Source organism: Halomicroarcula saliterrae, assembly GCF_031624395.1.
In the GTDB taxonomy this organism is placed as follows: Archaea; Halobacteriota; Halobacteria; order Halobacteriales; family Haloarculaceae; genus Haloarcula; species Haloarcula saliterrae.
In genome coordinates, this window is sequence record NZ_JAMQON010000004.1 from 238,787 (window position 1) to 253,073 (window position 14,287).

Sequence of the window (14,287 nt, forward strand, 5' to 3'; positions counted from 1 at the left end):
GTTCGGGAGCAACGCGGGCGCGGTGTCCGCCTCAGCTCGCGAACAGCCGCCGCTGTGCGCGCTCGTGGTCCGCCGCCAGCACGTCGACCAGCGGCGCGAAGGGCGTCATCTCGTCGATAGACCGGTCCGCGCTGTCGTCGGCGGCCTCGCTCATCACCGGTCCGAGCCCGTCGAGAATCCGCTGGGCGTCGGTGTGGCCGAGCGAGAGCAGTCGCTGGGCGGCCCCGAGCAGGCCGGTGGCGAAGCCGTGACAGCACAGCAGACAGGCCCGTCGTTCCTCGACGCCGGCGAGCGCGGCCGTGACGCCCAGAACGACGGCATAGTTGCCCGGCGTCGCCCCCTCGTCGACCCGCTCGGCGTACCGGGCCAGCAGGTCGTCGTCCCGAAGGTCCGACTGCAGCGAGAGCAGGCGTTTCCCGGACTGTGTCGCGCTCTCGCGGAACTCCGCCGCGAGCGTGACCGCCGCGAGACGGCGGTCGGCGTCACAGATTGCGTCTAGCTCGCCCGTGCGGGCGGCGGCGTGGGCCGCCCGGAGCGCGACCAGTTCGGCCGGCCCGACCTGCCGGCGCAGGTACGTCTCCAGCAGGGCTTCGAGCTCGTCGGCGTCGGTCACGCGGTCGTCCGCCACGAACTGTTCGAGCCCGTAGGAGACGGTGTAGGTGCCGACCGGGAGGAAGGAGTCGGCGAGTCGGAACGCTTCGAGCGCCGCGTCGTCGCTCACTGTCCGCCCTCCTCGATGGTGTGGACCCCGTGACTGTGGCCGGCCCCATCGTGGCTGTGGCCGTCACCGCCGTGGCTGTGGCCGTCACCGCCGTGGGCGTGGCCGTCGTCCGCGTCGTCGAACGTCGTCGGCGGCACCGACTCGTAGCGCGTCTCGACGCCGTCGGGGAGCAGTTCCGCCACGGTCGCGTCCATCCGATCGCGGCTGTCCGGCACCGGGAACAGCGCCTCCCCGTCCCGGAGCGCGAGGTTCCAGTGTCGGTTCCCCAGCGCGTGGCCCAGTTCCAGGGCGACAGTCGGCGGGATGTCGGCGCCGGCCACGTCCACGACGAGCGCGTCGACGGGCGCGAGTTCGACGACGACGAGCCGGTCGTCGGCGTCGAGTACGTCGCCGTCGGCGAGGTCGCGGGCCACGACGATGCCGATGTCCTCGCCGTCGGCGGTCGTCGTCCGCACCCGGGAGCGCCGCCGGTCGGTGTCCGAGAGGACGACTGTCCCGACGTCGGCGTCGGCCAGCCGGTCGGCGACGGCCGCGTCCTCGCGGTGGCCGACGTAGCTGTCGGCGACCAGCATCAGTACTTCCTCCCGGACGGTGCGGGGGCGTCCAGTAGCTCGCGGCGGGCCCCGTCCCAGGCGGCGTGCAACGCGGCCTCGACCGTCTCGGCGCGGTCGCCCAGTGCTCGCACGGCGACACCGGCACCGTTTGGCAGTTCGGTCGCGCCGGCACGCGCCGTGGCGTCGGAGACGGCCGCGTGGAGCTCGTCCGACAGGGCCGCCGTGTCGGCGTCGGGCGCGACGACGAACAGCGTCCCGTAGACGGTGAACTCGCCCAGCACACCGGGCGTGGCCGGGTCGGCGTCCCCGGGCGCGAGGTGGGTCGTGTCCTCGAACAACAGCCCGTCCGGGCCACGGGCGCGGACACGCGAGAGATACCGCTCGAAGTCGAAGCGCTCGCCGCGGGCCAGCCGGCCGGGGACGACGATGTCCCCGAGGACGGCCGTCGCGCCGTCGGCGAGGTCGAGCGTCAGCCCCTGGTAGAACCGGGAGTCGGCGTGGAGTATCGTCGGCTCGGGGACGTAGTCCAGATGGCCGCCGGCCCCGACCGACAGCGCCGTCTCCGCCGCGGCGTAGTTGCAGTTCATCGACTGCACCTTCGTCGAGCTCTGGGTCGAGACGTGGGCGAGCGCGTCGGCCTCGACGGCGATGTCGACGTCGTGGCGGTCGCCCTGTGCGATGCCGCCGGTCGGCGACTGCAGGAAGACCGTCTCGACTTCGGGGTGAGGGTCGTGACCGAGCGTCCCCGAGACGTGGAACGGCACCGTCGCGTAGTCGTGGACGAGTTTCGTCCCCCCCTCAGTTGGGGCAAACCGGAGTTCGAGCACGCCGTCTTTCCCCGGTGCGCCGACCGCGGCCTGTGGGATGGGTTCGGCCGCGTACGGCTCGAAGGCCGGATGCGGGGCGTCGGGCTGGGCCGACTCGCCACGCGGCTCGTCCCGGTCTGCCTGTGCGTCCGGCAGGTCGGCGGCCATCAGGCGAACAGCACCCCCTCGCGGACGTGCTCCAGGACTTCGTCGATACCGTCGTCGGCCTTGCAGTTGGTGAAGACGAACGGGCCGTCCCGGACCTCGTCGGCGTCCCGCTCCATCACGTCCAAGTCCGCACCGACGTGGGGCGCGAGGTCGGTCTTGTTGACGACGAGCAGGTCGCAGTCGACGACACCGGGGCCGCGCTTGCGGGGGATGTCGTCGCCCTCGGCGACGCTGATGACGTACAGCGAGTAGTCGGCCAGTTCGGGGTTGAACGTCGCGGCGAGATTGTCACCGCCGCTCTCGACGAGCACGAGGTCCAGCTCCGGATGGGTGTCGACGAACGCGTCTATCTGCTGGAGGTTCATCGACGGGTCCTCGCGGATGCCGGTGTGGGGACAGGCCCCGGTCTCGACGCCGGCGACGAGGTCCTCTGGGACGACGCCCGCGAAGCGCTCGCGCAGTTTGTTCGCGTCCTCCTGTGTGAGGATGTCGTTGGCGATGACACCGACGTCCAGACCGTCGTCGCGCAGGCGGGGGACGAGCTCGGTCAGCAGCGAGGTCTTGCCCGAGCCCACGGGCCCGCCGATACCGACCGTCGCCACGTCGCGGTGGGTGAGGCTCATTATTCCGCTTCGGCCTCGTCCCCGCCGTCGGCGGTGCCGTCTCCCGCTGCGTCGGCGGTGCCGACGCTATCCGAGCGAATCGGGTCGTGGACGGTGACGAGCTTCGTGCCGTCGGGGAAGACGGGCTCGACCTGAATCATCCCTATCATCTCGGGGACGCCGTCCATCACGTCCTCGCGGCCCAGTAGCTGGGACGCGCCGGAGCGAATCTCGGCGACCGAGTCGCCGTCACGCCCGCGCTCGATACACCAGTCGCTGATGTAGGCGACGGCTTCGGGGTGGTTCAGCGGGACGCCGCGCTCCTTGCGGCGCCGCGCGACCTCTGCGGCGGTAAAGACCGTGAGTCGTTCCTCCTCTTTGGCTGTGAGTTTCATAGCAGGTACCGCTGTGCGAGTGGTATCTCCGAGGACGGTTCACAGGTGACGTGTTCGCCGTCGACCTGTACCTCGAACGTTTCGGCGTCGACCTGGATGTCGTCGGGACAGTAGCTGTTGTACACCATGTCGTCTTTACCGGGCGTGCGGGTGCCCTCGACGGGGACGACTGGTGTGTCGAGGCCGTACTCCTCGCCGACGCCGCGTTCGGCGGCGGCCGGCGAGACGAACGACAGCGAGAGCCCGTGTTTGGCCTTGCCGACGGCGCCGGCCCGCTCGCGCTGTTTGATGGGTTCGCAGGTCATCAGCGAGCCGTTGGCTTCGCCCATCTCGGAGTGGACCGGGAAGCCGCCCTTGAACGTCATCGCGGGCTTGATACCGAAGAACGCCGGGTCCCACAGCACTACGTCGGCTAGTTTGCCGGGTTCGAGCGTGCCGACGTACGGCTCGATGCCCGCGGAGATCGCGGGGTTGACGGTGTACTTCGAGATGTAGCGTTTGATTCGGTGGTTGTCGGCACCGGAGCCCTCGTCTTCGGGGAGCGGGCCGCGCTGGGACTTCATCTTCGAGGCCGTCTGCCACGTCCGGGGGACGAGTTCGGCCATCCGGCCCATCGCCTGTGAGTCCGTCGTCATCATCGAGATGGCGCCCATGTCGTGGAGCACGTCCTCGGCGGCGATGGTCTCGGCCCGCACGCGCGACTCCGCGAAGGCCACGTCCTCTGGCACGTCGGGGTTCAGATGGTGACACACCATCACCATGTCGAGGTGCTCGTCGAACGTGTTGTCCGTGTAGGGCATCGACGGGTTGGTCGAGGACGGCAGCATGTTGGGCTGACCGACCATCTCCATGATGTCCGGGGCGTGGCCGCCGCCGGCGCCCTCGATGTGGAACAGGTGCATCGTCCGGCCGTCCACGGCGTCGAAGGTGTTCTCGACGAAGCCGGCCTCGTTGAGCGTGTCCGTGTGCATACACACCTGTACGTCCTGCTCCTCGGCCACGTCGAGGGCGGTGTCGATGGCGTCTGGCATCGACCCCCAGTCCTCGTGGAGCTTCAGCGTGCAGGCGCCGGCCTCCAGTTGCTCGACCAGCGGCTCGGGCTTCGAGGCGTTGCCCTTCGCGTAGAACCCGGTGTTGACCGGCCAGTCCTCCGCGGCCTGCAGGTGGCGCTTGACGTTCTCCGGACCGGTGGTACAGGTGGTCGCACCGCCGCCGTAGCCGCCCCCGAGCATCGTCGTGATACCGCCCGAGAGGGCGTGTTCGTGGAGCTGTGCGGAGTTCCAGTGGACGTGGATGTCCAGCGCGCCGGCCGTCGCGATCTTCCCCTCGCAGGGGTAGACGTCCGTCGACGGGCCGACGACCATGTCGACCCCGTCCATCGTGTCGGGGTTGCCGGCCTTGCCGATGCCGGCGATTTCGCCGTTGCGAATCCCGATGTCGGCGGCGACGATGCCGAGTACGGGGTCGATGATGGTCGCGTTCGTCAGCACCCAGTCCATCGCGCCCTCTTCCTGCGTGACGCCCGGGGCCTGCCCGAGGCCGTCCCGCAGGGTCTTGCCGCCGCCGAAGACGGCCTCGTCGCCGTGGGTCCGGAGGTCGTCCTCGACCTCGGCGAACAGCTCGGTGTCGCCGAGCCGGATCTTGTCGCCCTCGGTCGGGCCGTACAGCGAGGCGTAGGCGTCGCGGTCCATCTCGCGGGTCATTCCTCGCCTCCAGTGTCACCGAAGCCGGCCGCTCGGAGCCGTTCGAGCGCGTCGCTCGGGTCGGCGTCGACGCTGCCGTTGACCATCCCGTTCATCCCGTGGGCGACGCGCTTGCCGCCGATATCGACGAGTTCGACGGTCTGCTGGTCGCCGGGCTCGAACCGGACCGCGGTGCCGGCCGGGATGTTGAGTCGCATCCCGAAAGCGGTCTCGCGGTCGAACTCCAGTGCGGCGTTGGCCTCGAAGAAGTGAAAGTGCGAGCCGACCTGAACGGGCCGGTCGCCGGTGTTCCCGACGGTCACCTCGGCCGTCTCGCGCCCTTCGTTCAGCGTGACTGTGCCCTCGCCGGTGACGACCTCACCGGGCGTGAGATTATTACTCATGGAGGGTCCCTCCAACGAGTATTTCCGAATGTTTGTCCAACATCTGGGTTATCCTTTGAACACCTATTATAACCCGATTCGTTTCGGTGCAATTACCGCCAGGGAAAATCGAGTTCCGTGATAATCTACAGTTACGCCCCGTTCAGATGAACGATTGTCCAAAGGACGGGTCAGCGCTCGTCCAGGCGGCGCCGCGCCTCCGCGACGGTGAGGGGGATATCCCCGCGACCGTCGAACAGCCGGACGACCTGTGGCGGCCGGAGGTCGCAGTCGGTCAGGAGCTCGGTGTCGGTCAGAATCTCGCGGGTCGAGCCCCGTGCGGCGACCGTCCCGGTCTCGTCGAAGAGGACCACGCGGTCGGCGACGTGGGCCACGAGTTCGGTGTCGGGGGTCGAGGTGACCAGCGTCACCCCGTCGGCGGCGAGTTCCGAGAACAGGGCCAGGACCTCGGCGCGGTTGGCGGCGTCGACGTTGCTCACCGGTTCGTCGAGCAAGAGGAGGTCCGGCTCGACGGTGAGCGCGCTCGCGAGCGCGGCGCGGCGCTGCTGGCCGCCGCTGAGCCGGAACGGCGGTTTCGACAGCAGCTCCCCGAGGTCGAGCCGGTCAGCGACGCGTTCGACGCGGCGGTCGACCTCGCTCTCGGAGCGGTCCTGCTGGGCCGGACCGTAGCGGAGGTCCTCCCGTACTGTGGGGTTGAACAGGTAATCGGCGGGGTTCTGGGTGAGGACGCTCAGCCGGTCGCGGACGGCGTCGGCGTCGGTCGTCTCGTCGAAGTACCGGACGGTCCCGGCGTCGGGGTCGATGAGGCCGCCGAGCAACTGGAGGACGGTGCTCTTGCCGGCGCCGTTCGGTCCCAGCAGCGCGACGCGCTCACCGGTCTCGACGGTCACGTCGACGCCGTCGACCGCCAGCGTCCCGTCGGGGTAGCTGTACCGGAGCCCGGTGGCGTCGAGAGCGGTCACGGGAGCACCACCCAGACCGTGGCGACCACGACGACCCCGAATGCGGCGTCGGCCCGACCGAGGGCGACTGACGGCCGGCCCGGTGTCGGGCCGGTCCCGCCTCTGGCCCGGGCGGCGCGCTGGACGCGCTCCCCGCGTTCGAGGCTCCGCAGCAGGAAGGTCCCGAGGAAGTTCCCGGAGTCGCGCCAGGTCCGGCGGAGGGCCGGATCGGCGAGTGTGCGGCTCCGGCGGGCACGGACCATCCGTTCCAGTTCCGCGAAGAAGAGGAGCAGATAGCGGTAGGTTATCGACAGCATGGCGACGGCGATAGCGGGGACGCGGAGGCGTCGGAACGCCCCGAGCAGGTCGACGAACCGCGTCGTCAACAGCAGGACCGACAGGAAGCCCACGCAGGCGGCCACCCGCATCGTGAACGTGGCGACGTAGGTGACGCCGGCGGCCGACAGCGGGAGGCCGGACAGCGGTGGCCCGCCCATCAACACCGCCTGCGGTGCGACGACGACCAGCGCCATCGCCGGCGGGCCGGCCAAGCGACCGAGGAACGTCCGGACGGGAACACGCGAGCTGACGGCGAGGACGGCGGCCACGCAGGCGAGCGCCGTCACGGTCGCGAGCTCGCGCTGGGCGACGGTGACAGCGACGAGCGCGACGACGCCGACAAGCTTCACAGCGGGGGCGACCGCCTGGAGAAAGCCGTCGCGTTCGGGGACATCCTCGGCGAGGAGCACCCAGCGAGCGTGCGCCGCGATGGCCCCGACAGTGCGGTCGAGCAGGTCGGTCCGGGTCACGGCTAGCGCGGGTCGTCGGCCCCCAGCAGTCGGCCCAGCGCGCCGGCGACCAGCAGCGTCAGCGCCGTCCCCACGACCGCCGAGAGGAAGGTGCCGGCTGTGCTCTCCAGCCCCGGGACGCCGTAGTCCGAGAGCGGCGCGACGCCGACGCTCTCGGCGTCGTCGGTCGCTCCGGTCGCCTCGGCGGCGTTCTCCAGCGGTTCGGCGTAGCCCACCTGTCCGGCGGCCCAGCCGAAGACCGGTGCCAGAAGGACCAGCACGAACAGTATCGCCAGGCCGCGCGGGAGCCAGTCGTCCATCAGGCGCTCACCTCCGGGCCGCCGTTCGGGCGGAGGTCGGGCCGGGCACGGGCGAGATAGCGGTAGACGACCGCCGTGATGGCTCCCTCGACGAGCCCCAGCAGGAGGTGGCCGACGCCCATGATGAGCAGCGTCGTCACCAGTTCGTACTCGAAGGCCGAGGACAGGCCCAGCTGGACGCCAGCGGTGAGCGCGCCGGCAGTGATGCCCAGCCAGCCGGCGACGAAGGCGGCCCGGAACTCGCCGTAGGGCGCGAGCAGCCGGTAGAGCGCGTAGCCGACGTACACCTCGACGATAGCCATGTTGAACACGTTCGCGCCGAGCACGACGAGACCGCCGTCCCCGAACACGAGGGCCTGAATGGCGACGACGGTGGCGACCGACAGCGCGCCGAGGTGGGGGCCGAGCATGATGGCGGCGAACGCCCCGCCGACGAAGTGTGCGCTCGTCCCGCCGGGGATGGGCCAGTTGAGCATCTGTGCGGCGAAGATACCGGCGGCGACGACGCCGAGCAACGGCGCGCGGGCGTCGGGTATCTCGCCGTCGACGCGCCGGGCGGCCAGGGCGAGCACCGCGACGGAGAGGAGGCCACAGAAGACCGCTATCGGCAAGTCGACGTATCCGTCCGGAATGTGCATATCTACGACCTGCCCGGCGCGCTAAATAATACTTCCTGCTAGCGCAGTATTACCGGCGGGTGGCCACGCATATTACACCCACCCGACTAGTGGGGGACATGACAGACGACATCGACCGCATCAGCCTGACGCTGCCGTCGTCGATGGTCGACCGACTCGACGGCATCGTCGCCGACTGGGAGTACGACAGCCGGTCGGAGGCCATCCGGGACTCGCTGCGTGACTTCTTCGCGAACTACGAGTGGGAGAGCGGCGGCGACGAGCGCCACCACGGCACCATCGTCGTGGTCCACGACCACCACGTCGCGGGGGTCGCCGACGACCTCCAGAGCGTCCAACACGAGATGGCCGACGCGATAACCTCGGTCCAGCATATCCACCTCTCACACGACACCTGCATGGAGACGCTGGTCGTCGAGGGGTCGGCCGAGGACATCACCGAACTGGCGAACCGACTCCGCGCGCTCACCGGCGTCCAGCAGGTCAAGGTCGTCGTCGTCGACGAGTAGCACCTACCGGCAGTAGTCACCGATAGCTCGTTGCCCGATCCGTATTTTCGCGTTTATCGAGTAATTCTGCAAGAGATTAATTGAATACTCACGTATTTTGCGTTCTCCTAGCATATCCTTATACACAAGCCACCTTCTCAATGAGAGTATAAGATTAAATTGGTAAACCTTATCTATGTACTATTGAACCGAAATTTGTGAGCACGATGCTGAACAAACGTACGCATTCCGAGGAGTATAGTGCAGTTGTGTGTGGTAATTTGACGAACGGACACCGCTTTGGAAACGGCGGGCCGGGTGTTCGCGTATGACGGAGCGCCTGACGAGCCGTCGTCGCTTCGCGGCGTCTACCGCCGCGCTCGCCGGGACGGCCCTCGCCGGCTGTCTGGGCGGGTCGGCCTCGGGAGGCAACAGTATCAAGCTGGGTGTCCTGGAGGACCGCTCCGGGACGTTCGCGCTCAACGGCGACCCCAAACACAAGGCCTCGCTGCTGGCCATCGAGGAGATAAACAACGACGGCGGTATCGACGGCCAGCAGATCGAGGTGTTCGACCCGGACCCGCAGTCCGACAACGCCCGCTATCAGGACCTGACTCGACGGGCCATCAAGCAAGAGCGCGTCGACGCGCTGTGGGCCGGCTACTCCTCCGCGACGCGTGAGGCTATCCGCCCCATCATCGACCGCGAGGACCAGCTGTACTTCTACACGACCCAGTACGAGGGCGGCGTCTGTGACCACAACGTCTTCGCCGTCGGGCCGACGGCCCGCCAGCAGCTCGGGAGCGTCCTCCCGTACCTCGTCGAGGAGTACGGAACGGACATCTACACCATCGCCGCCGACTACAACTTCGGCCAGCTGTCGGCCGACTGGGTGAAGGTGCTCGCAAACGAGAACGGCGCGAACGTCATCGGCGAAGAGTTCATCCCCCTGTCGAACTCGCAGTTCGGCTCGACCATCAACCGCATTCAGGAGGCCGACCCGGACTTCGTGATGTCGATGCTCGTCGGGGCGAACCACACCTCGTTCTACGAGCAGAAGGCCTCGGCCGGGCTGGAGGTTCCCATCGGGACCTCGACGGCGATGGCCCAGGGGTACGAACACGTCCGGCTCGACCCGCCGGCGATGGCCAACATCTACGCCGGCGTCAACTACATGGAGGAGATTCCGACGAAGCGAAACACCGAGGAGGGCGGGTTCGTCGACCGGTACTACGAGAAGTTCCCGGACGCGCCGTACATCAACGAGGAGGCCCAGACGAACTACTTCTCGATATACATGTACAAGCAGGCGGTCGAACAGGCCGGCACGACCGACCAGGAAGAGGTCAAGGCGGCCCTGGAGTCGGGCATCACCTACGAGGCACCCGAAGCGCCGGAGGGCGAATCTATCAAACTCGACGGGGCGACCCACCACGTCGACCACCACATGTGGGTGATGCGGGCCGACGAGGAGCACAACATCGAGGCGGTCGAAGACCGCGTCATCCCCGAGACGTTCCTCTCCGAGACGGTCGGCTGTGACCTCACTCAGGAAGACGAGGAGACGCAGTACACCCCACAGGACTTCTACGAGGAGGCGGGATGAGATGGTAAACGGCCTCAACCTCCTGTTCCAGTTCCTCGATAGCTTCGCCTTTATCGTGCTGGCAGCCGCCGGGTTGGCCATCATCTTCGGCATCATGGGCGTCATCAACCTCGCCCACGGCGAGTTCATCATGCTGGGCGCGTACGCGACGACGCTCGCCAACATCCAGTACGGGCTCCCGCTCCCGGCGGCGATGGCCGCCGGCGTGGTCGTCACGGCCCTGTTCGGCCTCGTGGTCGAGCGGGTCATCATCTCGGGGTGGCTCCCCAACGCCATCAGTCAGTTCGCCCTCGGCCGGGACATCATCGAACCCCTGTACGACCGGCTGGCCGACTCGATGGTCGCCACGTGGGGCCTGAGCCTCGTCATGGTCCAGGGGGTCCGTATCCTGTACGGCAACTCCCTCGACCAGATCGGGACGCCGCTCGGTAACATCGCCTACAGCGGCTTCTCCTACTCGACGTACCGCGTCTCGCTCGCCGGCGTCGCCGTCGCGGTGCTGTTCGTGACGTTCCTCGTCTTCCGGTACACCGAGTACGGGATGCGCGCGCGAGCGACCATTCAGGACGAGGACACGGCCCGCGCGATGGGCGTCGACACCGAGCGCACGTACGTGACGACGTTCGCAATCGGCTCGGGGCTCGCCGGCCTGACCGGCGCGCTGTACGCGCCGACGATAACGATGGTGCCCGGACTGGGCAGTTCGTTCCTCGTCGAGGCGTTCGTCGCCGTCGTCGTGGGCGGACCGAGCGTGGTACTCGGCACGACGCTCGCCGGCGGCCTGCTCGGGAGCATCAACGCCGTGTTCTCGAACATCTACGGGACGTTCTTCGGCCGCATCGCCCTGCTCGTGACCGCCATCGTGATGATACGGTTCCTGCCGGAGGGTATCACGGGGTTCGTCGAGCGGGTTCGCAAACGCCGACAGGAGGGCGCGTAGATGGCCGCTGAGACGGACGCAGACGCCGGGCCGCTCGACCGACTGGTCGGCTGGTTCGACCGACGAGTCGGCCGGTTCGAGGGGCCAAACACCGTCGGCAACAGCCTCCGGTTCTGGGTGCTGTTCTTTCTCGGCGCCGTCGCCCTGGCTCTCGGGCCCGTCCTGTTTGGCCCCTACTGGGCGTTCCAGTCGTCGCTGTTTCTGGTGTACGCCTTCCTGGGGCTGTCCCTGTCGGTCGTCTGGGGGTACACGGGCGTCCTGTCGTTCGGACAGGTCGTCTTCTTCGGCGTCGCCGGCTACACCTTCGGCGTCGTCTCCGTGAACTTCCAGACGCCGCTGGGCATCACCGGCGGGTTCGCCGCCGGCGTCCTCGGGGGCGCGCTGATGGCCGCGGTGCTCGGCTACTTCATGTTCTACGGCGGCGTCCGAAACGTCTACGTGACCATCATCACGCTGGTCTCGACGCTCGTGTTGCACACGTTCATGGCCCAGACCGCCGGTGACGAGTGGACCATCGGCGAGGCGGCGCTTGGCGGGTTCAACGGGATGCCCACCATCCCGAACCTCGCGCTGGGCGTCGAGGGGGCCGCGCTGACGTTTACCGACGTGACCTTCTACTACTTCGTCCTCATCCTGTTGCTCGCGACGTATCTCGGGCTCCGGGCCCTCGTCAACTCCGACTACGGCCGCGTGATGGTCGCGATCAGGGAAGACGAGGACCGCACCCGGATGTTCGGCTACGACGTCAAACGGGTGAAACTCGCCGTCTTCACGCTCGGTGGCGCCCTCGCGGGGGTCTCGGGCGTGTTGAACGCCACGCTGAACAACTACATGAGCCCGGGCGTGTTCGAGCTCACGTTCGCGTCGCTGCCGGTCATCTGGGTGAGCGTCGGCGGCCGCAAGAGCCTGCTCGGCGCGCTCGTCGCCACCCTCGGCGTCGAGTTCCTCCGGTTCTCGCTGACCGGGGAGCTGGCGTTCATCATCGTCGGCGCGCTGTTGCTCGTGTTCATTCTCGGCCTGCCGGGCGGCATCGTCCCGTGGGTCGACGAGACGCTGCTCCCGTGGCTCAAACGGACCGTCGGGTCCCGACGGCCGAGCGCGGCTGCGACCCCAGCGGAGGAGAGCGACTGATGAGTACGAACGACACGGCGGGCAATCCGAACGTCCGCCAGACGGCCGCGGAACTCGCAACGGGCGACCGAACGGACACGCTGCTCGCGACGGACGACCTCCGCAAGGACTTCGGCGGGTTCACCGCCACCGACGAGATAGACTTCTCCGTCGCGGAGGGGGAACTGCGCTGTCTCATCGGCCCCAACGGGGCCGGCAAGTCGACGCTGCTGAACCTCGTCACCGGGTCCTACAGCCCGACCGCCGGAAGCGTCTACTACAACGGCCACGATATCACCGAGCTGGCCCCGCACAAGCGCGTCCAGCGCGGCATCAGTATGAAGTTTCAGGTGCCGTCCGTCTACAGCGACCTGACCGTCCGCGAGAACGCGCGACTGCCCATCCAGCGGTTCGCCGACGGGGACGAGCGCCGACGGCGCGTGGACGAGGCCATCGACTCGGCGGGGCTGGCGGGCTACGAGGACGTCGACGCCAGTCAGCTCTCACACGGCCAGCAACAGCAGCTGGAAATCGGGATGGCCGCGGCGCTGGAACCGGAGCTACTGCTGCTTGACGAGCCGGTGGCGGGCCTCGACGTGGCCGAGCGCGAGACCATCGCCGAGCGGATCGTCCGGCTCAACGAGGAGCGCGACATCGCGTTCGTCGTCATCGAACACGACACCGACTTCGTCGCGAGTATCGCCGAGAAGGTAACCGTCCTCCACAACGGCGAGATATTCCGGGAGGGGACTGTCGAGGAGATCGAGTCCGACCCGGAGGTCCAGCGCATCTACCTCGGAGGTGAGAAGTGATGCTCGAACTCGACGGCGTCACGGCCGCCTACGACTCGACGCCCATCCTCAGAGAGGTCGACCTCTCGGTCGCGGAGGGGGAAATCGTCGGCGTGATGGGCAAAAACGGCGTCGGCAAGACCACGCTGATGAAGACCGTCATCGGGCTGTTAGAGCCGACTGGGGGCACTATCAGCTACGCCGGGGAGGACGTGACCGAGGCCTCGGCCGACGAACGCGCCCGCACCGGCATCGGCTACATCCCGCAGGGTCGGGACGTGTTCCCGAAGCTCACGGTCACACAGAACATCCGGATGGGCGAGACGGTCAACGCGGACAGCGACCGCACGCTGTACGACCAGATATACGACTACTTCCCGGTGCTCGAAGAGCGCGCTGGCCAGCAGGCCGGCACGCTCTCGGGGGGCCAACAGCAGATGCTCGCCATCGCGCGGGCGCTCGTCTCCGACCCGGACCTGCTCCTGCTCGACGAGCCCAGCGAGGGTATCCAGCCCTCCATCGTCGACCAGATCAGCCGGGACATGCAGACTATCAACGACGACCTCGGGACGACCATCCTGTTCGTCGAGCAGAATCTGGGCGTCATCCGGGAGATGGCCGACCGCTGTTACGCGATGGAACGGGGCGAAATCGTCGACGAGATCGGGCCGTCGACGCTGGCCGACGAGGACGCCATCGCGGAGTACCTCGCGGTGTAGGCCGGAGCGAAACACACGTATTTCCCGCGGTCCATCTCCCCACGTGTTCCCCCGCCGCGACCGTGGGCTGTTCGTTCCCGAGCCGATACGGGACCGACTCGAAGCGAGCGTCGCAGACGCCCATCCGGTTGAAGCCGGCGGCTTCCTCGCCTGTGAGCGCGACGGGGACTGGCTGCGGGCGGTCGACCACGTGGCCCTCGCGAACGAGGCCACCGACCCCACGCGCCGGTTCCGGGCGACGGTCGACGAGCGGGCGCCCGGTCGTCCACGCGTGTTCTATCACTCACACACGTCCGCGGCGTCGCCGTCGGGGCTGACGGACACTGACCGCCGACACATCCCCGAGCGGTTCGCACTCGTCGTCTTCGCTCCCCACGGCGACGCCTACAGCTACCGGCTGTTCAGGCGCGGACTGGTCAGGTGGCGCGAGCTGGCCGTCGCGCCCGCGAGGACCGTGAGTCAGGCGACGCTCCCCCGGCTCCCGTGAGGCGACGCCTAGTATTCTCGAAGGTCTCCTAGGGGAGAAGTGTGGGCATGAACTGTTCGAGTGTCCAACTATCTGCATGTACGGTCCTTGTCCGTTGGGGCACGAACTAACACGGTAAACAATGTCA

18 protein-coding genes are annotated in these 14,287 nt (G+C 68.0%); 7 read left to right on the plus strand and 11 right to left on the minus strand.

From position 1 onward, the window contains the following. Window positions 1-31 precede the first annotated feature (31 nt). The 11 genes from NDI56_RS14935 to NDI56_RS14985 form a co-directional block, all read right to left on the minus strand. Entirely contained in the window at window positions 32-721 is a 690-nt protein-coding gene (locus NDI56_RS14935) for an urease accessory protein UreF (protein WP_310920413.1), read from the minus strand. Continuing rightward, window positions 718-1,293, minus strand: coding sequence for an urease accessory protein UreE (locus NDI56_RS14940; RefSeq protein WP_310920414.1), 576 nt, complete (start codon window positions 1,291-1,293; stop codon window positions 718-720). Before NDI56_RS14940 ends, NDI56_RS14935 begins: the two co-directional genes overlap by 4 nt. Further along, window positions 1,293-2,249 carry an urease accessory protein UreD gene (gene ureD / locus NDI56_RS14945; RefSeq protein ID WP_310920415.1) on the minus strand — a complete coding sequence of 319 codons (957 nt, stop codon included), beginning with the start codon at window positions 2,247-2,249 and terminating at the stop codon, window positions 1,293-1,295. Before ureD ends, NDI56_RS14940 begins: the two co-directional genes overlap by 1 nt. Next, window positions 2,249-2,872, minus strand: coding sequence for an urease accessory protein UreG (ureG, locus tag NDI56_RS14950; protein ID WP_310920416.1), 624 nt, complete (start codon window positions 2,870-2,872; stop codon window positions 2,249-2,251). The genes ureD and ureG overlap by 1 nt, the downstream gene beginning before the upstream one ends. Next, on the minus strand, window positions 2,872-3,246 hold the full coding sequence (locus NDI56_RS14955) for an urease subunit gamma (protein ID WP_310920417.1): 375 nt from the start codon (window positions 3,244-3,246) through the stop codon (window positions 2,872-2,874). The genes ureG and NDI56_RS14955 overlap by 1 nt, the downstream gene beginning before the upstream one ends. Continuing rightward, the gene (ureC, locus tag NDI56_RS14960) at window positions 3,243-4,949 is read right to left on the minus strand and encodes an urease subunit alpha (protein ID WP_310920418.1); all 1,707 of its coding nucleotides are present in this window, start codon (window positions 4,947-4,949) and stop codon (window positions 3,243-3,245) included. The genes NDI56_RS14955 and ureC overlap by 4 nt, the downstream gene beginning before the upstream one ends. After that, window positions 4,946-5,332: an urease subunit beta gene (locus NDI56_RS14965; protein WP_310920419.1), complete on the minus strand. Its 387-nt coding sequence runs from the start codon at window positions 5,330-5,332 to the stop codon at window positions 4,946-4,948. The genes ureC and NDI56_RS14965 overlap by 4 nt, the downstream gene beginning before the upstream one ends. A gap of 170 nt (window positions 5,333-5,502) precedes the next feature. Further along, complete coding sequence (locus NDI56_RS14970) at window positions 5,503-6,294, minus strand: energy-coupling factor ABC transporter ATP-binding protein (protein WP_310920421.1); 792 nt, start codon at window positions 6,292-6,294, stop codon at window positions 5,503-5,505. Further along, window positions 6,291-7,082, minus strand: coding sequence for a cobalt ECF transporter T component CbiQ (cbiQ, locus tag NDI56_RS14975; RefSeq protein WP_310920422.1), 792 nt, complete (start codon window positions 7,080-7,082; stop codon window positions 6,291-6,293). Before cbiQ ends, NDI56_RS14970 begins: the two co-directional genes overlap by 4 nt. 2 nt (window positions 7,083-7,084) lie before the next feature. After that, window positions 7,085-7,381, minus strand: a complete 297-nt coding sequence (locus NDI56_RS14980; RefSeq protein WP_310920423.1) for a PDGLE domain-containing protein — start codon at window positions 7,379-7,381, stop codon at window positions 7,085-7,087. Then, window positions 7,381-8,019 carry an energy-coupling factor ABC transporter permease gene (locus NDI56_RS14985; RefSeq protein ID WP_310920424.1) on the minus strand — a complete coding sequence of 213 codons (639 nt, stop codon included), beginning with the start codon at window positions 8,017-8,019 and terminating at the stop codon, window positions 7,381-7,383. The genes NDI56_RS14980 and NDI56_RS14985 overlap by 1 nt, the downstream gene beginning before the upstream one ends. 98 nt (window positions 8,020-8,117) lie before the next feature. Between NDI56_RS14985 and nikR the strand changes: the two genes are divergently transcribed. The 7 genes from nikR to NDI56_RS15020 all read left to right on the plus strand — a co-directional run bounded on the left by nikR (window position 8,118) and on the right by NDI56_RS15020 (window position 14,160). Beyond that, the gene (gene nikR / locus NDI56_RS14990; protein ID WP_310920425.1) at window positions 8,118-8,528 is read left to right on the plus strand and encodes a nickel-responsive transcriptional regulator NikR; all 411 of its coding nucleotides are present in this window, start codon (window positions 8,118-8,120) and stop codon (window positions 8,526-8,528) included. Between the two features lie 307 nt (window positions 8,529-8,835). Beyond that, window positions 8,836-10,113 (plus strand): urea ABC transporter substrate-binding protein, encoded by a 1,278-nt coding sequence (locus NDI56_RS14995; protein WP_310920426.1) that lies wholly within the window; start codon window positions 8,836-8,838, stop codon window positions 10,111-10,113. Window position 10,114: 1 nt separating this feature from the next. Continuing rightward, on the plus strand, window positions 10,115-11,053 hold the full coding sequence (urtB, locus tag NDI56_RS15000) for an urea ABC transporter, permease protein UrtB (protein WP_310920427.1): 939 nt from the start codon (window positions 10,115-10,117) through the stop codon (window positions 11,051-11,053). Next, window positions 11,054-12,184, plus strand: coding sequence for an ABC transporter permease subunit (locus NDI56_RS15005; protein ID WP_310920429.1), 1,131 nt, complete (start codon window positions 11,054-11,056; stop codon window positions 12,182-12,184). Continuing rightward, a complete protein-coding gene (locus NDI56_RS15010; protein WP_310920430.1) occupies window positions 12,184-12,975 on the plus strand; it encodes an ABC transporter ATP-binding protein in 792 nt (263 codons plus the stop codon). The genes NDI56_RS15005 and NDI56_RS15010 overlap by 1 nt, the downstream gene beginning before the upstream one ends. Then, a complete protein-coding gene (locus tag NDI56_RS15015) occupies window positions 12,975-13,673 on the plus strand; it encodes an ABC transporter ATP-binding protein (RefSeq protein ID WP_310920433.1) in 699 nt (232 codons plus the stop codon). Before NDI56_RS15010 ends, NDI56_RS15015 begins: the two co-directional genes overlap by 1 nt. 43 nt (window positions 13,674-13,716) lie before the next feature. Continuing rightward, a complete protein-coding gene (locus NDI56_RS15020; protein WP_310920435.1) occupies window positions 13,717-14,160 on the plus strand; it encodes a M67 family metallopeptidase in 444 nt (147 codons plus the stop codon). Window positions 14,161-14,287: the final 127 nt, after the last annotated feature.